Below are 18,600 nucleotides of genomic sequence, written 5' to 3' on the forward strand. Positions count from 1 at the left end.
TGCTGGCACGCACCAGTGGGCTTACCTTGCCCACGGCCTCAAGGACACCGACACGCTTTGCCCATGAAGCGCGCTATTCCACGTAGCCTCATCTCACCCAGAGGCAATGCTCTGGGAGGAAATTGGGGCCTCCGCACAACCCCGAGAGACTGGCTGTAGGTAGCTCTGTTCGTGGATATTGCCTTTCTTGCAAGTTCTGCTCAAGAAGGTAGACGAGACCGCTTTATCGCGTGTACACCATCAGGACAGCACCTTCTCAACTTGAGAGCCCTGGGCTTCAAGGCACTCTGCCCACACCCCACCCCAGCTCTGACACCTTTGTCACCCTGACTTTCCTTCCACCTCTTTCAAGGGCATTAATGGACGCTCAGGAGCTGCCGCTCCAGTCGGCTGGTCCACATCGGCGCCTCGCTGAGTTCCTTCTGGGCGCGGGTGCTGGCCTCTAGCAGGGCGCGCTGCGCGGCCAAGCGGCCCTCAAGGTGCAAGGTGGCCACCACCAGATACTCCACCAGCGCCTCGTCGCAGGGCGCAATGTCCAGCAGGCGGCGGCTCAGGCCTGCACATTTGCTGTACTCCCCTTTCTGACTCCACTGCTGCATCAGCTGCAGCCCTGCCCGGATGACCGACCATTCCAAAGCCTCACGCTCCTCGTCGGCCCACGCCGCTGTAGCTTCCGGCAGGAAAGGCCCCGTGTAAGCGAAGATGGCACCGACCACTTCATCTTCACTTAATGTGCTGAGCCGGTGCTGAAGCTGGGCGGCGTCCATATTGAATTCCGGTCCCCGGCATGTCACCGAGTACAGACCGCTGGTACGGGTCAGGTCAATGGACAGCCAGGGCACGTGCTGGGTCAGTTCGTGCCGCAACTGATGAAAATAGTTGGCGGCGCGGCGTGGGTCGTCATCGGACCATAGGGTGGCCAGCACCTGTTCGCGGGTGGCCGGGCCACGCAGCAGCAGGTAAGCCAGCACCTCGGGGGTGCGCCGCAGGCCCACACGCACTTCCTGGCCGTCCAGCAGCAAGGCGCCTCGGCCCAGGGTCTGCAGGGTCAGGCGCAGAGGCTCTCTGGGGTGCGCCAGGCGCCGGTCCCGTAGCAGGGTCTGGGCGGCCGGGTCGTCGGGGTGGGCCAGCAAAAAGTCCGTGACCTGCGGCAACAGGCGCAGTTCGGGCAGCAGGGGCGCGCCGCTGCCCAGTGCCGCGCGGGTGTCGAGCACTCGTGTCAGGGCCTGCCTCGCCTGCGGCGGGTTGGCCAGGTGGGCCGCGCACAGATGCAGGTCACACCACGCCGTTTCGCGCCGCAGCCCCAGCGCCTCAAACCGTTCACGCGCGCCCAGGAGGGTGACGGCGCCCTCTGGCTGCCCCTGGGCCACCTGCCACGCGCCGCGCCGCAGGCCCACCAGTGCACTCTGCCAGGCATTGCTGCTCAGGGCGTCGGCGCGCAGCAGGGCCGTGTGCGCCTCGGCCCACTGGCCCTGAAGGGTCAGCACCGAAGCCTGGCCCAGCGCCGCCAGGGCTTCGGTACTGCTTTCACCTGTGGCGCGGGCGCGGCTAAAGGCCTGTGCAAAGGCCCCTAAGGCCACTTCCCAGTGCCCCTGAGCACGGGCCAGCAACCCCTGAAGGTAGGCGTGGTACGCCGCCGACACCGGTTCGCTCTGGAGCAGCGCCGCCGCTTCGGCCAGGTCCTGCCCAGCCGCTTCAAACCGTGCGGCGTACAGCGCCACCTGCGCGCGGGTGTGCAGCGCGTGAACCCGTTTGCCTCCCTGGGCCGTGCCCAGGGCCAGATTGAGGTAGTGCAGCGCCGCAGCCTCACGCCCCAGCAGCGCCGACACGTAGCCCAGCAGCTGCGCGGTGGACTGGCGCAGGGTCTCTCCGTCGGGGCCGGCGGTCAGCAGGTCGCTCCAGGCGGCTTCCAGTTCGGCCAGAGCCAGGAGGGGACGGCCATCCATCAGGTGCAGCGAGGCGTGTTCCCGGTGGGCGTAGCTCCGGTCCACGGGACTCAAGCGGTCCAGCGGGAGGCTCAGCAGCAGTTGCCGGGCCGCCTCGGGTTCGCCCAGATAGCGCAGCACCAGCGCCAGTTCCAGGCTGGCGGCCTCGCAGCCCCTGGCACGGGCGCGCAGCAGCAGGTCGCGCGCAGGCCACAGCTGTCCCAGGGCGAACAGGCAGTAGCCGCCCCAGCGGTCATCGGTGGCGGTGGGCTCCGGCAGCGCCGCGTGCACCTTCAGGCCGTCCTGATACTGACCAGCCAGCACCGCCTGAAAAATTGGATGGGGCATGGCGCCAGGATACCGGGGCTTCAGGGCGGTCCTGAGGGAGATACAGCAAGACATAACCCCACTCTCAGCAACAGCCAGAACAGCCTCAGCGGCGGCTCAGCGCTGCCTTTCTAGGCTCCCGGCACGCTCTAAGGAGGGCGCGCCCATGCCTCGATTCCGTCACCTGCTGCTCCTGCTGACCCTGCTGTTGTTCGCCGCCCCCGCTGCTGCTGAGGGCGGCACGGTCGGCGGTGGCGGCTGGTCCCCCACCGCGGCAGCCCAGCCGCCCAGCCGTTAATCGGACCTAGCGCTTGCTTGATGCTGCGGCGCCAAGGTGGCCCAGACAAGGGAAAACGCCGCTGCGGGTTCAGACCCACTCCAGCGAACCTGTGCTGCCGCTCAATGAGCATTATTTAAGAAAATTAAAGCCCATCCTTCGCACAGTCCAAACACACGCAAAAGCCATCAAAAGAAGAAGTTAAAGAATCACGTCCTGAAAAGTCTTTTTTAGGAATTCTCTGCTTGCCCTTGCTTGTACGCCTCAGTTGATGATCTTCATTTTCCGGTTGCCAAGAAGCCTGTGTGAGGACCTGGACCATAACGAAACGAAGCCCACACGCCCTCCCTTCCACTCTTCCCTTTCTCCCCAGAGGTGTTCATTCGTGTCCATGTCCCGCTTGTCTGTCCGTCTTCTTTGCACCGTGGTTGGTCTGAGCCTCCTGTCCTCGGCCCTGGCCGTGGGCACACCCGTCAACACCTCAATCAGCAACACCGCTACCCTGAACTACCGCGACGCGCTGAATGCGCCCCGCACCCAGACCTCCAACCCTGTGACCGTCACGGTGCGGCAGGTGTACGCCCTGAGCCTGACGCCAGACGCCGCCGAAAACGCCATCCCGCTGTCCCGGCAGTTTTCGGCCCAGGCCGGCGCTTCGCGGCTGATTGGCTACGAACTGGTCAACGCCGGAAACGGCCCGGACACCTTTACCCTGGGGGTCACGCAGTCGGCCACCGACGGCTTTGACGTAACCACCCGCCTGCTGCCTGACGCCAACTGCGACGGCACAGTGGACAGCGCCGTTCCTCTGGGGGCCGCGCAGACTCTGGCGGCCGACGAGCGGCTGTGCGTGTACGTGGAGGCGACGGTGCCCGCCGGCGCCCCGACTGGCGCCGCCGCGCGCCTGACCCTTACGGCCGCCTCGCAGGGCAACCCCGCCGTGACCGACACTGAGAACTATGCCCAGGTCACGGTGAGCGCCGCCGGACAGCTGGACATCACCAAGACCGTTTCTCCCACGGGCAGCGCCCTGCCCGGTGCGCCCCTGACCTATACGGTGAGTGGGAGCGTGCCGGCGGGCAACCCGGTCGGGGCAGTCAGCGGCGTGGTCACCGTGGACGGCGTGCCCCGCAGTGGCGTGCTGGTGCGTGACGTGCTGACCACCCTGGAATTCGGCGCCGTCACCGCCGCCAGCGCCAGCAGCGGCGCGGCCACCGCGCTGTACTCCACCGATGGCGGCGCCACCTGGACCGCAGCCGTGCCGGCCAGCGGCGTGAATGCTGTAGCGCTGCTGGTCGAGGGGACTGGGGCCTTTTTGCCCGCCGGCAGCACCCTGACCCTGAGCTTTACCGCCAGCATCCCAGCGGGCACCCTGGCCGGCACGGTGGTGCGCAACAGCGCGGCCGCCACCCTGGACGGCAACGACGACGGTGACGGCACCGACCCCGGCGAAACGCCCGTGACCCCCGACACCACCACCACCGTGGGCACGGTGGTGGGCGCGGCGGTGGGGCCCGCCGCCTTTCCACAGGGCGGCGCCAGTGGCAGCTACACCCTGCGCGGCACTGCGATTGACCGCAGCGGGGACACCCAGACCACCACGACGCCAGTGACTGCTGGGGGCAACGTGACCTTCCGGCAAACCGTGCTGAACACCGGCAACGACAGCAATGACTTCACCCTGGCTGTGGCGGGCGCCCCGAGCGGCTGGACCTGCACCGTGCAGAGCATCAGCAGCAGTGACACGCTGGGCACGCTGCCCAACCCCGTGACCCTGAGCGCTGGCCAGAGCCTGGATTTCGCGGTGGACTGCGCCCTGCCTTACGGCGCGGCAGGCACGACGAATGTGGTCCTGACCGTGTCGGCCACCCCCGCTGGCGGCAGTGCCGACACCACCACCAGCACGGTCGCGCAGGTCAGTGCAGCGGGCGCGCCCCTGCTGGGCAACGGCGACCTGAACCCGGCCACCGCGCCCAGTCAGGCAGGCGTGACGGTGGCCGTGAATCCCGGCGTGACCGCCAGTTTCCCACTGGAACTTCAGAACAACGGCCCCGTGGCCGAAACCTACACCCTGAGCAGCACCCTGACCGGCACGCAGCTTTACGCCGACACGAACTGTGACGGCGCCCCGGACGGCGCGGCCATTCCCGTAACGCCCAGCGTGGCCCCCGGCGCGACCCTGTGCCTGGTGGCGCAGCAGCCTGTGGCGGCGGGCACGGCGGCAGGCGAAACCCCCGTGACCTTTACCGCCACCTCCACCGTCACGCCCAGCCGCACCACGAGTGTGACCGACACCCTGCGTGTCAACGCGGTGGTCAGCGGCACCTTTGGGCCAGACGGCGCGCAGAGCACCATTCCGGGCGGCAGCGTGACCTACAGCCACACCCTGACCAACACCAGCAACGGCGCCGCCGACTTCACCGTGCTGCCTTTCACCTCGGCCCAGGGATTCGTGTACAGCTACGCGACCAGCAGCGGCGGACCCTTCGCTTCTACCCTCAGCGGCACGCTGGCCCCCGGTGCGAGCACGCCCCTCTTTGTGCGGGTCAGCGTGCCTGCAGGCACCGCCGGGACCCCGGCCGAGGCAGCAGCCATCAGCGTGACCCTGGAGGCGCAGGCTGCGCCGCAGCCGTCGGCCACCCTGCAAGTCACCGACACCACCACGGTGCAAAATGTGCTGGCCAGCGTGGTCAAGAGCGTGCGCCTGTGCGCCGACGTGAGCTGCACGGTCACCAGCGCTATTACGGGCGGCCAGGTCAGCCCCGGCGACGTCCTGCAGTACACGCTGACGGTTCAGAACAGCGGCAGCAGCCCCCTAAACGGCGCCGTACTGATTGATACCGTGCCGGCCAACACCACCTTCCGCGCGCTGGGCGGCAACAATACCGCGCTGCTGTACAGCGTGGATGGCGGCGGCAGCTGGACGGCCACGCCTCCGGGCGCCCTGCCCACCGGCGATTTTCAGGCCGGCCTGGACACCAACGGCGACAATGTCGTGGACACCGCCGACATCCTGGCCCCCGGCACGAGCTTTGAAGTCACCTTCACCGTGCAGGTCAACTGAGGCCGGTGGCCCTGTGCTGAGCCTGCTCAACCGCCGTCTGAGCGCCGCTTTACGTTCTGCTGTGACGCCCTCCTCTTCTTTGGGTCCCTGCTCTTTAGGGGGTCTAGGTGGGGTGGGGGCACCCAGGAGGCGAGCGCGGTCTGCCTTCTCGTTGGCCATCAGCCTGTGCTTTCTGGCCCTGACCGCTGCCGGGGCGCAGGCCCAGACCACGCCTGCCCCGGCCCAGGTCACGAACACCGCGCAGTTGCGCGCAGGGCCACTCAGTATTCCGTCCAACACCGTGGACCTGACCCTGCGGGCGCCCTGCGTGCCGCAGGTTACGGTGCTGGGCGGCACAGAGGGTACGCCGCTCTCTGCGCCCGGCCTGCTGACTTTGCCCTACCGCGTTGCTCAGCTGGGGGACGCAGAGGGCCGGGTCGCGCTCGAAGCCCGCGTGCAGGGCGCGGCCCCGGAGGACGTGCAGGTGCGCGTGCAAGACAGCGCCGCCCCCAACGCCCAGCCGGTGGACGCCCTGAGTCTGGCGCCGGGTCAGTCGCGTGACGTGGTGGTGGCGGTTCTGATTTCCCGGCCTCTGCGCGCCGAGCTGACGGTGGCTCTGACCGCCACCTGCGGGAGTGGCCGCGCCGTTTCGGCCAGCCGGCAGGTGCTGATCACGCCCGCAGCGGCCCTGCTGCTGACGCACACGGCCCGCCCTACCGGGCTGGCGGTCGGGGACAGGGCGACCGGCACCCTGAGCCTGCCCAACCCGACCACTGAACCGCTGACCCCCAGTTTTACCGTGACGCTGCCTGTTGGCCTGGACTATGTGCCGGGCAGTGCGCGCCAGGGGGATACGCCTGTCGAGGCCACCATCTCGGCGGAGGGCCGCCGCCTGACCCTGCCCGCCCGGCCGGCTGCGGCGGGTGTGACCACGACCCTGACCTATGCCGTGCGCGCCACCCCGGCGGCCCTGGCCACCCCCCGCCTCACCCTGCTGGCCCAGGCCACCGCCACCATTGACGGCGCCGTGCAGGAAAGCGGCGTGGTGCCTGCCCAGGTGGCCATTCTGGCCGGCGCCTTTGACCGTCAGGCCACCCTGATCGGCACGGTTTACACCGACCTGAATGGCAATGGCCGCCGCGAGGACGGCGAGCCCGCAGTGGTGGGCGCGCGGGTGCTGCTGAGTAACGGACTCCAGACCTTGACCGACCGCCAGGGCGAGTACACCTTCCGGCAGCTGGCGTCGGGCCCCTGGCAGGTGCGCGTGGAGCAGCCAGGCGGCGAGACTGCGCGCCGCTTGGTGGACGTGCAGGGCCTCAGCCGCGCTGACTTCGCGCTGGCGCCCACCAGCACGGCAGACATCACCGCCGCCCAGCCGGCCACGCCGGACGAGGCCACGGGCCTGATTCGGCAGCCACTGGACGGACAGGTGTTGTCCGGCCGGGACCGGGTCAACATCGCCGTGCAGTTCCCAGTCGGCGAGCCCCTGACCCTACGCGTGAACGGCCAGCTGGTGCCCGAGACCCTGGTGGGTGAAGCGGGCGAGGCCGGCGGCCAGCAGCGCCTGGTGTACGTGGGCGTGCCGCTGCGCCCCGGCGCGAACGTGCTGGAAGCCCAGAGTGGCGACCGCACCGAGCGGGTGCAGGTGCAAGTGGCCGGCGCCGCCCAGCGCCTGACCCTGAACCTGGTCCCGGGCACCCAGGCCGATGGTCAGTCGCCTGTACAAGTAGACCTGCGCGCCGTAGACGAGGCCGGCCAGCCCAGCGGCAGCGGCACCGTCACCCTGAGCAGCAGCCTGGAGTTCCTTGATCCCGACGCCGACCCGCGCACCAGCGGCTATCAGGTCGCGCTGCGTGGCGGCCAGGCCCTGGTGCGGCTGGCCCCCCTGACGGCGGCCACTGAAATCCGCTTAGACGCCCTGTACGGCGACCTGCGCGGTCAGGCTGCCCTGTATGTTCCGGCGGCGCAGCGCCAGGTGACCGCCTTCCAGGTGAGTGCCGGCCTGGCCTACAGCGCAGGCACGGGCCTGAGACCTACGTTCCAGGCGCGCGGGTACGCCGAGCAGCCGCTGCTGGGCGGCGAGGTCCAGGCCGCGCTGGACACGGCTGGTTTGCCAGGTCCGAGCGACCCGGCAGCGGCGCCGCGCCGCTTTCCCGTTACCGGATCAGGCACCGAGGCGAGCGCGGCCCTGAGCAGCGATCTGGGCTTTGCCTTCCGCTATGAACGAGCTGACCTGAGCCTGGGGTACTACCATGCCCCGCTGGCCCTGGACCCGCTGGCTGGCCTGCCCCGCATCAGCGCCCTGCGCGGCGAATACCGCAGCGGCGCCTGGCGGGTGCGCGCCTTTGCGGCCCGCGTCCCCCTCAGCCAGACCCGCGAGACCTTTGTGCCCGATGGGGGGCGGCAGTACCGCCTGAGCGGCGCGGCGCAACCTGGCAGCGAAGTGGTACGGGTGGAACGCGGCGGTCAGGACGTGACGCTGCACCCCGGCCTTGACTACGTGCTGGACCCCGAAACGGGCACCCTCACCCTGGCCCAGGGCCTGAATAGGTACGGCCCGGAGTTCGCCCTCCAGACGTTGGTGGTGGCATATCAGCCAGCCGGCGCAGCTGCCGCTCAGGCCCTGGCCTACGGCGTGGGTGTCGGGTATGCCCAGGGCCCGTGGCAACTGGACGCGGCGGCGGCAGTGCAGGCCGGCACCCCCATCTTCGGTGTACGCGCGGCTTACCGCAGTGACGCCCTGACACTGAGCGCCGCCTATGCCCGCGACCTTCTGCACCCCCAGGGCCGCGCGACTCTGGACGGTCAGTACCGTGCGGGCCCGGTCAGCGCGAGCGTTTCGCTGAGCCACGATCCCAGCCGCCCCGAACCCCTGGCGGGCAGCGCCGAGGCCGCGTATCAGTCTGGGCCCTTCGGCGTGCGCCTGGCCCACCGGCTGCTGGGCGGCGCGAGGCGCACCACCCTGAATGCCGAGCGGGCCGTCACGCCCACCCTGACTCTGGGCGCGGGGTTGGAAGTGGCCTGGCCCACCGAGGCGGCCCCGCACCCTGGCCTGAGCGGCGTGGTGCTGGCGCGCTACGCCCGCTCGGGCATCAGTGCAGAGGTCAGCCACGCCTCTCCCCTACTGGGCACCGGCAGCCCTCAGACCCGCCTGAATGTCAGCGCGGCGCTGGGGCCGGCCACCACCCTGCGGGCCCGCGTGGTGCAGGACTGGGCGGCGGGTAGCGCCCCCAGCGGCGAACTGGGCATTGAGCAGACCCTAGGCAGCACCAATCTGGACGTGACCTATCAGCTGCCCACCGCCGCTGGTCAGGCCTCCCGCGCGCGGCTGGGCCTGCACACCCCCATCGTGCTGAGTGACCGCTTAAGCGCCGACCTCAGCGGTTCGGTCACGCGCGACCTGGGCAGCGGCGCCGTGACTGTTGGGGGCACCTTCGGCGTGCGGTACGTGACCGATACGCTGGTGGCCACCGCCTCGCTGGACGGCACCTCGGCGCAGGGGGGCCGCGTGACGCTGCGCGGCGGCGTGACCGGGAGCCTGGGCGACCACACCCTGGGCGCCGACGCGCGGGTGCAGCTGCGCCCCGACCTGCGCGCCGAATTTACTGTCAGCCACGCCTGGCGGACCTCTCGCCTGGCCCTGATGCAGTACCACCGCCTCAGCCAGCCGGTCAGCGGGAATGCGGTGCCGGTTCTGGAAGGCGAGGTGGCAGCTTACTTGACGCTGCCCGAATTCCGTGCCCTGGAACTGAGCCCCAGCCTGGCCTACCGGGTGCCGCTGGGGGGAACCCCCACGGTGCAGGGCGGCCTGAGCCTGGGCCTGCCGCTGACCGGGCACCTGGGGCTGGGCGCCAGTGCCTACCTGATCGGGCAGCCGGGCGCCGGGGTCTCGGGCGCGTACGGGGCCGACGTGCGCTACCTGTTGCGTGACGGTCTGCGCGTGGTCGCCGGCTATACCTGGGGCGCGGGCGCTGCTCAGGGCCTGACCCCCAGCGCCCGGCCCGGCGCGTTCATCCGCTTTGACCTGTTCGGAGGCCAGTAATGCGAGCCCGTCTTCTTTCCTTCATCACTCTTGTGGCGCTGCTCGTGACGCTGGGCCGCGCGCAGGCGGGGCCGTGCGCAGGCGCCGCCTGCGTGGTGGCAGGGCCCCGCCTGCTGAGCGTGGATTCGGGACGCAGTGCGGTGCTCAATCCCCTGCTGCAGGGACTGCTGGGCGGCGGGTCCGTGACCCTGACGGCCGCCGACTGGACGGCGGTAGCCCAGACCGACGTTCGCCTGAGCGCCTTTCTGAATCTACTTCAGGCGCAGGTGGGCGCGGGGACCGTGCAGGACGCCCTGAACGCCGACATCAGCGTGGCGACCCTGCTGGAAGTGGCCGCGCAGGCCGCTGAAACCGACGGCGCGGTGGCTGCCGCCAGTGCCCTGCGCGCGCTGGCCCTGGGGGTGCCGGGCCTGACCGGGACCCTGCGGCTGGGCGAACTGCTGCAACTGGATTTTCCGCCGGGCGCCTTCGTGGACTCGCGGCTGAACCTGCTCAACCTCGTGCTGGGCGGCGCACAGCTGTTCAACACCCGCAATGCAGTCACGACGGGCAGCACCCCTATCACCCTCAGCGGCGTCAGTGTCAACCTCAGCGGGCTGGGGCTGGGTGTGGGCACCGTAACGCCCACCATTCAAGCCTTCGTCCAAGTCATTGAGCCGCCGGTCTACCGCTGCGGGCCGCAGGGCGCGACCTTTCACGCCGCCAGCATCCGCGTGAAGCTGGACGTGAATTTCAACGGTCTGACCGTGAATCTGCTGAGTCCCTCGGGGGTGGACACCGGCCTAGACCTGACGCTGACCAATCTGAACCTGTATCTGGAAGTGGCGCGGGCCAGCGGCGCGATTGGCCTGGTGGACGCGGTCTCGGATGCCGTGACTCTGGACGTGACGCCGGGGGTGGCCCGCCTGGCGCTGGGTACCATTCCGGACAGCACCTTTTTTAACCGCAGCGTGCCCAATCCGTTTACCAGCTTGACCCCGGTGCGGGTGGCCACCACGCAGGTGTCGGTGGCGGGGCTGGGCCTGCTGAATCTTGATGTGAACGCGCGCGGCCTGACCGACGGCACCCCAGGGGCCCAGGCCGTAACCTTCGGCGGTCCCTACCCGCAGACCCGCACCGTGCAAAGCGGCTTTGTGGGCGTCACCAACCTGGTCACGAGTCTGGTGGACACCCTGAGCGTGGGCGTGAGGGTCAGCGCGGGACAAACCGTGCCGCCCGCCCTGCAGGGCACAGTGGACGCCACCATCGGCAACCTGCTGGCGCCCGCCACCAGCACCCTCAAACTGGTGCTGCGCCCGACGCTGCTGGCGGTGCTGACCGCGCTGGGTGACCGCGTGTTAGACCTGCTGGGCACCGGCATTGGGCAGGCCGTGGTGACCGTGACCGGCGTGAACACCATTTGCACCCTGACGGGCCGGGTGTACAGCGACCTGCAACCCGACGGCGTGGCGGACGCCGGCGAGACCTGGCCCGGACCCACCGTGCGCGTGAACGCCGTTTTGGGCGGCGCCGTGGTGGCCAGCGCCCCTGTGCCGGCTGGTCCCGGCACCTATACCCTGGCGGTGCCCGAGGGCAGTGTCGTGGCGCTGGTCACCACCTCTGCTGCAGGCATCACCCCAGCAGCACCGGCGGGCTTCGTGTTCGTGAACCCGCCGGGCGGTCAGTTCCCCCTGACGGTGGCCGCCACGACGACCAGTCTTCCTGATCTCGACTTTGGCCTGTTTGCGGGGGACCGCCTGAGCGGCACCCTCTTCCGGGACGATGGCCGGGGCGGCGCCCTCCCCTATGACGCCCTGGCGCAGGGCAGCGAGGCTGGGCTGGCTGGCCTGACGGTCAGCGTGACGGGCAGCGGCGGCACCCGCAGCACCGTGACTGCGGCCAGCGGCGCCTTCACCCTGTATGTGCCGGGCAGTTGGACGGGCCTGAGCTTAACCCCACCCGCGCCCCAGCCTGGCCTGGAGGCCGTCACCGGCGTGCGGGTGGACGGCGCCATCACGCTGGCCACCAATCCCCAGGGCACCGGCCTGCGCCCCGCACCGCTGCCGGACCCGGCGGGGCAAGTGCGGGCGGTGAGCCTGGGCCTGACCGGCCGCCCGACCCTGACCCCGGACGGCGCCGGGCAGACCGAGGCGCCCGCAACCCTGACCTATGCCCACACCTTTCGCCCCGGCACGGTGGGCACCCTGACCTTCAGCCTGGGGGCGGGCGGCACGGCGCTGACCGCTGACCGCAACTGCGACGGCACCCTGGACGCAGCGGAGCGGCTCGCCGGGACCTCTGCCCTGGTGGTCGGCGACAGCTGGCCGCGCGACTCTGACGGCCGCCTCAGCGCCTGCGCGCTGGAGGTATCGGTGGCTGTGCCAGCAGGCACCCCACCGGGCACGGTCCTGACCACCCCGGTCGGCCTGAGTCTGACCTGGCAGGACCGCCCTGTCACCGACGCGGCGGGCGCCACCGACACCACCACGGTTATTCCAGGGGCCACCGTGGGCAAAACGGTGGAAAACCTGACCCGTAGCACGCCCGCTGGCCTGAGCACCGATGCCCAGCCCGGCGACCGCCTGCGCTACTGCTTGACCGTGACGAACGGCAGCCCCGATCCCCTCAGCACCTTGACCCTCAGTGACACCCTGGCAGGCGCGGCCCTGTATGCGCCGGGCAGCCTGACCCTGAGCGGCGCCCCACTGACGGACGCCGCCGACGCCGACGCGGGTGAGGTGGCTGGCCGCACCGTGACCTACCGCATTGCCGGCCTGGCACCGCAGGCCAGCGTGGTCGCGTGCCTGGACGTGACGGTGCCGTAGGGGAGCGAATGAAAGCGGGCGGTCCATCATCAGGCCGCCCGCTTTCATTGCCATCTCTACCCCAGCATCACTCGTTCTCCGCCAATCCAGACCCCGGCCACATCGCCAGCGGTGCCGGTCGCAAAAGCCGCCGCCAGAGCACGTTCAGGGCTCGGGGCGTGGCGCAGGGCCGCGTCCAGCGGCGTGCCGGGCGGGGGGGCCAGGTGCACCGCGTCAAATGCTTTGCCGGGCTCGAACGAGCCTACCTGCCCCTCTAGCCCCAGGGCCTGCGCCCCGGCCAGCGTGGCGAGGTACAGCAAGTGGGCGGGCGACAGCGCCACGCCCGCCTCGCCCATCAGGTTTTGCATGAAGTGAGCCTGGAGGCCTTCTTTGAGCAGCGAAAAGCCGGTGCCGCCGCCCACGTCGCTGCCCAGCGAAACCCGCACGCCCGCCGCCAGATGCCGCTGCAGCGGAAAAAAGCCGCTGCCCAGCGCCGAATTGCTGCACGGGCAGTGCGCCGCCGTGCAGCCGCTGGCCGCCATGACGCCCAGTTCCCGGTCCGAGGGGTGGACGTTGTGGGCCAGCACCGCTCGGTCACTGACCAGCCCGGCGCGCTCATAGGTGTCGAGGTAGTCGCGCGCCCCTGGAAACAGACTGCGCACCACCTCCACCTCACGCACGTTTTCGTTGATGTGGCTGGTGAACCGCACGTCCGGAAACTCGGTCATCAGGGCGGCGCAGGCGGCCAGAATACCCTCTGAGGCCGACAGGGAAAAGCGGGGCGTGACGGCATACAGTGCGCGGCCCACCCCGTGCCAGCGCTCAATCAGGGCCTTGCCCTCGGCGTAAGCGCGTTCAGGGGTGGTGTGCAGTTCATCCCGCAGTAGCCGGTCGCTGACGACCTGGCCCGCCACGGCCCGCAGGCCCACGCGGGCGACTTCCTCGAAAAAGACGTGGACAGCGGACGCGAAGTGCGAGCCAAACACCAGCGCCGTGGTCGTGCCGGCGCCCACCAGGCCGCGCAGAAAGTCCTGGGCCACGCCGCGCGCGTAGACGTCGTCGGCCAGGCGGGCCTCCTCGGGCAGGGCCTCGTGGTCCAGCCAGGCCAGCAGCGGCAGCCCCAGGCCACCGATCACGCGCACCTGCGGATAGTGGACGTGGGTATCCACGAAGCCAGGCAGCAGCAGCCCGCCGCGCAGGTCGGTCACTGGCACGTCGGGATAGGCAGTCCGCACGGCCGTAAAATCGCCCGCCTCCTGAATCACACCGCCGCCGTCCACCAGCAACCCACCGTCCTCCTGGGCGTGCAAGGCGTCGGGGGTGACAAAAGGGCTGGCGGGCGTGTGCAGGAAGGTGGCGCGGTACAGAACAGAGGTGGTCATAACATCCTTTCAAGAGTTGGGGCCGAGAAGAGCAGGGGCGTCAGGGCAGCCGCCACGCTCAGGGCGATGACGGCGGGGTGTTTGCGGTGAGGGCCGGTTCTCAGGGCGGGATCGCCAATCGGAGTGGTGACACGAGCGAGGGCTTCTGGAGGGTGCCCCAGTTCGGTCAGCTGCGCCTGAAAGCGCGCCCACTTGGCGGCCGAGCCGATCAGACCCACCGACCCCCAGGTCGGGCGGCGCAGCGCCGCGTCCAGCAGGGCGGCGTCCTCGGCGTGGTCGTGGGTGAGGATCAGCAGGTGGGTGGCGGGCGGCAGCGTCTCCAGGACCGTTTCGGGAATGGGAGCGTGGTGGACGTGAAGGGCCGCGCAGGCGTCAGTCAGCGGGGTCAGGCGTTCGGGGGCCAGCTGCGCGGCGCGGGAGTCAATCAGGTGCAGCGCGACGGGTAAGCGGGCCAGCACGCGGGCGAGTTCCAGCCCCACATGGCCGAGGCCAAACACCGCCACCGCAGGCCGCGCCGTTCTGAAGGGTTCGAGGAGCAGGGTCACCTCGCCGCCGCAGCACTGCCGGCCATGTTCGTTGGGGGCGCGGTCGGTCAGACGCAGGGTCAGCAGTTCGGGACCAATAGCGCCCGCCGTCAGTAGGGCCCGTGCCCGCGCGACGGCGGTGGCTTCCAGATTGCCGCCCCCCACGGTGTCCCAGGTCTGGGCTGCGCCCACCAGCATCTTGGCCCCGGCCTCGCGCGGCGTATGGCCCCGCGCAGCGGCCACCGTCACCAGCACGCCGGCTTCGCCGCGCTCATGCAGGGCGTTCAGGGCTTCTCGCCAGTTCATAGGAGAAGCCTCTGGGACGCGGCCGACGCCCTCACCCCCGCGCCGTCCACTCCAGGGGGACCAGCTGCAGGGGCACCAGCGGGGCCTCGGCGTCCCACTCCAGCAGGGTCAGCTCGTCAGGGTCCAGCTCATCGGTGCTCAGCAGCGCTTCTTCCTCGGCGGGCAGATCGGTGTGCAGCAGGGCCAGGTCGGCGGGGGTGAGTGCGGTTGGGTGGGTCATGGTTGAGCTTCCTCCAGGGTGATCTGGCGGGCGCGGTCCAGCGCCCAGTACACGGCTTCGGGGGTGGCGGGGCTGGCGAGCAGGGTGGGGTGATGCGGGGAACCGAACGCGGCGCAGGCAGCCCGCAGCGCTTCCCGGACCGAAATGGCCAGCATCAGCGGCGGCTCGCCCACCGCTTTCGAGCCGTACACCACGCCGGCTTCGGTGGCGCGCTCCAGCAGGGCCACATGGAACACTTCGGGCAATTCACTGAAGCTGGGCAGCTTGTAGGTGCTGGCCGAATTGGTCAGCAGGCGGCCCCGGCCAGGCCCATGCGACTCGTCCCAGCGCAGGTCTTCCAGGGTCAGCCAACCTACGCCTTGCAGGTAGCCGCCCTCAACCTGCCCCACATCAATCAGGGGCGAAAGGCTGTCACCCACGTCATGCAGCAGGTCGGCGCGGCGCACCCGGTAGGCGCCGGTAAAGCCGTCCACCTCGACCTCCGAGACCGACGCGCCGTAGGAGAAGTATTTGAACGGCTCGCCCTGCATGGCGGCGCGGTCCCAGTGCAGGCCCGGCGTGCGGTAAAACCCGGCGGCCCACAGCGGGGTGCGGCGGTGGTAGGCGTCGTGCACCAGCTGCGCAAAGGTCATGCCCCGCTCTGGGTGGCCCAGCGGAAACACCTGCCCCGCCTCAAAGCGCACGTCGTCCGGGTGAACGCCCAGCGTCCCCGCCGCCACCTCGGCCAGCCGCGCGCGAATCTGGTCACAAGCGTCCTTGACGGCCCCGCCGTTCAGGTCAGCCCCGGAACTGGCGGCGGTGGCGCTGGTGTTGGGCACCTTGTCGGTGCGGGTGGGGGCCAGCCGCACGCTGGACAGGGGCACCCCCAGCGCCGTGGCCGCCACCTGCAGCATTTTGGTGTGTAGGCCCTGACCCATCTCGGTGCCGCCGTGGTTCACCAGCACGCTGCCGTCCTTGTAGACGTGGACCAGCGCCCCCGCCTGGTTGTAGGCGGTGAAGTTGAACGAAATGCCAAACTTGACCGGCGTGACCGCCAGGCCGCGCTTGGTGTGCGGGTGGGCGGCATTGAAGGCGGCGACCTCAGCGCGGCGGGCGTGGAAGTCGCTCCTGTGCAGCAGCTGCGCCCACAGATCGGGCAGGCGCTCGGCGTGGCGCACCGGCTGGCCGTAAGGGGTACTCTCGCCCGGCTGGTAAAAGTTGCGCGCCCGTAATTCCTGAGGGTCCAGACCCAGCAGCGGCGCCACCCGGCCCAACAGGTCTTCTGTGACTAGCATGCCCTGGGGACCGCCAAAGCCCCGGAAAGCCGTCTGGGACGTCTTGTTCGTCTGGGCAATTCGCCCGTGCGCCTCCACATGCGGGATGTAGTAAGCGTTGTCCAGGTGGCACAGCGCCCGCGCCATCACAGGTTCCGAGAGGTCGAGACTCCAGCCGCCGTCACTGGTCAGGGTGACTTGCAGGGCAGTAAAACGCCCATCCGTGTCAAACCCAGCGGTCCAGCGCGCGTGGAAGGGATGACGCTTGCCCGTCAGCGTGAGGTCCTGGGTGCGGTTCAGGCGCAGGCGAACGGGGCGGCCCGTCAGCGTGGCCCCCAGCGCCGCAATGGCCGCGTACCCGTGCGGCTGCATTTCCTTGCCCCCAAAGCCGCCGCCCATGCGCAGGCACTGCACGGTCACCGCGTGCGCGGGCAGCCCCAAGACATGCGCGGTGATGTCCTGCGTTTCGCTGGGATGCTGGGTGCTCGCCTGAATGAAGACCTGTCCCGACTCGTCAATGTGCGCCAGGGCCGCGTTCGTTTCGAGGTAGAAGTGTTCCTGCCCGCCCATCTCGAACTCGCCCTCAAAGACGTGCGCTGCCTGGGCAAAACCCACCGTCACGTCGCCCCGGCGCAGGGTGGACTGGGCGCCCTGAAAGGCTCCAGCAGCGATGGCCTCCGCCAGCGTGATGATCGCCGGCAGCGGTTCGTAGGTCACGGCCACGGCGGCGGCGCCCAGACGAGCAGCTTCCTCGGACTCGGCCAGCACCCAGCATACGGCGTGGCCGTGGTACATGACGGTGTCGGGAAACAGCGGTTCGTCCCCCTTGACCCCCGCGTCGTTCACGCCGGGCACGTCGGCGGCTGTCAGGACGCGCACCACGCCGGGCACCGCCAGGGCCGGCGCCGGGTCCAGGCTCAGCACGCGGGCGTGCGCGTGCGGCGCCTGCACCGGCCAGGCGTGCAGCAGGTTTTGCCAGCGGACTCCCAGGTCGTCGGTGTACAGCGCGTGGCCGGTCACGTGCCCCGCCGCGCTTTCGTGGGGCATGGAGGTGCCGACTGGGCCAGATGGGAACTGGTCAGCGGTCATGGGCGGCCTCCTGACTTTCAAAGAAGAACTTCAGGAGGCTCTGCTCCAGCATCGCTGCCCGGTAAGCGGCGCTGGCGCGGTGGTCGCTCAGCGGCGTACCCGCACCGCCCAAGGTCCGGGCGGCCCGGCGCACCGTCTCTTCGGTCCAGGGCTGGCCTTCCAGAGCCGCTTCCGTTTCATAGGCCCGCAACGGGGTCGCCGCCACGCCGCCCAGGCCGATGCGGGCGCGAGTTATCACGCCGGCCTCGACCTTCAGGGCGTAGCTCACCGCCACGCTGGAAATATCGTCAAAGCGGCGCTTGGCCACCTTGTGAAAGGCCACCAGCGGCGACAGGGGCAGCGGAATCCGCACCACCGTAATCAGTTCGCCAGGCTGACGCCGGGTCTGGCGGTAGCCGGTGAAAAAGTCGGCCAGCGGCACCTCCCGTCCTCCTTCCGGCCCGGCCAGCTGCACGCTCGCCTCCAGCGCCAGCAGCGCGGGTGGGCTGTCCCCAATAGGCGAGGCGGTGCCCAGGTTGCCGCCCAGCGTGGCCGAATTGCGAATTAAGCGCGAGGCAAACTGCGGAAACCACTGCGCCAGCAGCGGCACCCGGTCGCCCAGCCGCCGCTCCAGGTCACTGAGGGTCAATCCCGCGCCCAGCAGGAGAGAGTCGGACCCAACCTCGAACACCCGCAACTCGGGCAGGGCGTCCACGGCCACCGTCACCGGAGGACGGGCGTGGCGCAGGTTGACCTCCACGCCCAGGTCAGTACCGCCGGCCAGAATGGTGGCCCCAGGGTGGGCCGCCAGCAGGGCCAGGGCGCCCGGCAGATTGACTGGACGGAAGAACGCCCCCTCGGGCGCCTGCAAGGCAGTGGCTTGCGGCGCCGGCGCGGGCTGAAGGCGCCGCAGCCCCAGCGGGTCGTTCTGGGCGGACGGCCCCAGCGCATACGCCGCGTCGGCAATGGGGCGGTACCCCGTGCAGCGGCACAGGTTCCCGCTCAGAGCGTGCAGATCGAAGCCGTTGGCGGCGCCGTGGTCGCCGGGGGTCCGGTCTGGCCGGTAATACTCGGCCGCCATGCTGCACACGAAGCCGGGCGTGCAGTACCCGCACTGCGATCCGCCGCGCACTGCCAGTTCGTACTGGGCCGGGTGCAAGTTGCCGGGCGTCCCCAGGCCTTCGGCGGTGACAACCTCTCCGCCGTCCAGCGCAGGCAGCAGGGCCAGGCAGGCATTCACACTCTCCCAGCGGGTGCCGTCCTGTTCCGCACGTGCCACCAGCACCGCGCAGGCGCCGCATTCACCCTCGGCGCAGCCTTCTTTACAGCCTGTCAGGCCGCGCGACCGCAGGGCTGACAGCAGCGTGGTGTGCGGGCCAGCGGGCAACTGGGTCGCCGCGCCATTGATGGTCAGTCGGATGGTCATGTTCCTCCTTTCGCGCGTGAAAAA

The 18,600-nt window shown here is 69.9% G+C and carries 10 protein-coding genes; 4 read left to right on the top strand and 6 right to left on the bottom strand.

Translation table 11 applies throughout. From position 1 onward, the window contains the following. Positions 1-356: 356 nt before the first annotated feature. Positions 357-2,273, bottom strand: a complete 1,917-nt coding sequence (locus K7W42_RS04605; RefSeq protein WP_224572691.1) for an AfsR/SARP family transcriptional regulator — start codon at positions 2,271-2,273, stop codon at positions 357-359. Between the two features lie 145 nt (positions 2,274-2,418). Between K7W42_RS04605 and K7W42_RS22905 the strand changes: the two genes are divergently transcribed. From K7W42_RS22905 to K7W42_RS04620, 4 genes are all read left to right on the top strand, one after another. Further along, entirely contained in the window at positions 2,419-2,550 is a 132-nt protein-coding gene (locus tag K7W42_RS22905) for a hypothetical protein (RefSeq protein WP_255449421.1), read from the top strand. 370 nt (positions 2,551-2,920) lie between these two features. After that, complete coding sequence (locus K7W42_RS04610) at positions 2,921-5,593, top strand: DUF11 domain-containing protein (protein WP_224572693.1); 2,673 nt, start codon at positions 2,921-2,923, stop codon at positions 5,591-5,593. Between the two features lie 151 nt (positions 5,594-5,744). Beyond that, entirely contained in the window at positions 5,745-9,614 is a 3,870-nt protein-coding gene (locus tag K7W42_RS23115) for an SdrD B-like domain-containing protein (RefSeq protein ID WP_304524143.1), read from the top strand. Continuing rightward, positions 9,614-12,418 carry a Tad domain-containing protein gene (locus K7W42_RS04620; protein WP_224572695.1) on the top strand — a complete coding sequence of 935 codons (2,805 nt, stop codon included), beginning with the start codon at positions 9,614-9,616 and terminating at the stop codon, positions 12,416-12,418. The genes K7W42_RS23115 and K7W42_RS04620 overlap by 1 nt, the downstream gene beginning before the upstream one ends. Positions 12,419-12,474: 56 nt before the next feature. Here the strand turns inward: K7W42_RS04620 and guaD are convergent, their stop codons facing one another. Genes guaD through K7W42_RS04645 form a run of 5 tightly spaced genes read right to left on the bottom strand, consistent with a single transcriptional unit; the run spans position 12,475 to position 18,576 of the window. Further along, positions 12,475-13,779: a guanine deaminase gene (gene guaD, locus K7W42_RS04625; RefSeq protein ID WP_224572696.1), complete on the bottom strand. Its 1,305-nt coding sequence runs from the start codon at positions 13,777-13,779 to the stop codon at positions 12,475-12,477. Then, the gene (gene xdhC, locus K7W42_RS04630; RefSeq protein ID WP_224572698.1) at positions 13,776-14,609 is read right to left on the bottom strand and encodes a xanthine dehydrogenase accessory protein XdhC; all 834 of its coding nucleotides are present in this window, start codon (positions 14,607-14,609) and stop codon (positions 13,776-13,778) included. The genes guaD and xdhC overlap by 4 nt, the downstream gene beginning before the upstream one ends. Before the next feature lie 31 nt (positions 14,610-14,640). Continuing rightward, the gene (locus K7W42_RS04635) at positions 14,641-14,829 is read right to left on the bottom strand and encodes a hypothetical protein (RefSeq protein ID WP_224572699.1); all 189 of its coding nucleotides are present in this window, start codon (positions 14,827-14,829) and stop codon (positions 14,641-14,643) included. Beyond that, positions 14,826-17,171 (bottom strand): xanthine dehydrogenase molybdopterin binding subunit, encoded by a 2,346-nt coding sequence (xdhB, locus tag K7W42_RS04640; protein WP_224572700.1) that lies wholly within the window; start codon positions 17,169-17,171, stop codon positions 14,826-14,828. The genes K7W42_RS04635 and xdhB overlap by 4 nt, the downstream gene beginning before the upstream one ends. After that, the gene (locus K7W42_RS04645) at positions 17,161-18,576 is read right to left on the bottom strand and encodes a xanthine dehydrogenase small subunit (protein ID WP_224572701.1); all 1,416 of its coding nucleotides are present in this window, start codon (positions 18,574-18,576) and stop codon (positions 17,161-17,163) included. Before K7W42_RS04645 ends, xdhB begins: the two co-directional genes overlap by 11 nt. Positions 18,577-18,600 lie beyond the last annotated feature (24 nt).

The organism is Deinococcus betulae (assembly GCF_020166395.1).
GTDB lineage: Bacteria > Deinococcota > Deinococci > Deinococcales > Deinococcaceae > Deinococcus > Deinococcus betulae.

Excerpts from the sequence above, each read along its gene's own strand:
- K7W42_RS04635 (WP_224572699.1), bottom strand. The coding sequence starts at position 14,829 with ATGACCCACCCAACCGCACTCACCCCCGCCGACCTGGCCCTGCTGCAC.
- K7W42_RS04620 (WP_224572695.1), top strand. The coding sequence starts at position 9,614 with ATGCGAGCCCGTCTTCTTTCCTTCATCACTCTTGTGGCGCTGCTCGTG.
- K7W42_RS22905 (WP_255449421.1), top strand. The coding sequence starts at position 2,419 with ATGCCTCGATTCCGTCACCTGCTGCTCCTGCTGACCCTGCTGTTGTTC.
- guaD (WP_224572696.1), bottom strand. The coding sequence starts at position 13,779 with ATGACCACCTCTGTTCTGTACCGCGCCACCTTCCTGCACACGCCCGCC.
- K7W42_RS04610 (WP_224572693.1), top strand. The coding sequence starts at position 2,921 with ATGTCCCGCTTGTCTGTCCGTCTTCTTTGCACCGTGGTTGGTCTGAGC.
- K7W42_RS04645 (WP_224572701.1), bottom strand. The coding sequence starts at position 18,576 with ATGACCATCCGACTGACCATCAATGGCGCGGCGACCCAGTTGCCCGCT.
- K7W42_RS04605 (WP_224572691.1), bottom strand. The coding sequence starts at position 2,273 with ATGCCCCATCCAATTTTTCAGGCGGTGCTGGCTGGTCAGTATCAGGAC.
- xdhC (WP_224572698.1), bottom strand. The coding sequence starts at position 14,609 with ATGAACTGGCGAGAAGCCCTGAACGCCCTGCATGAGCGCGGCGAAGCC.
- xdhB (WP_224572700.1), bottom strand. The coding sequence starts at position 17,171 with ATGACCGCTGACCAGTTCCCATCTGGCCCAGTCGGCACCTCCATGCCC.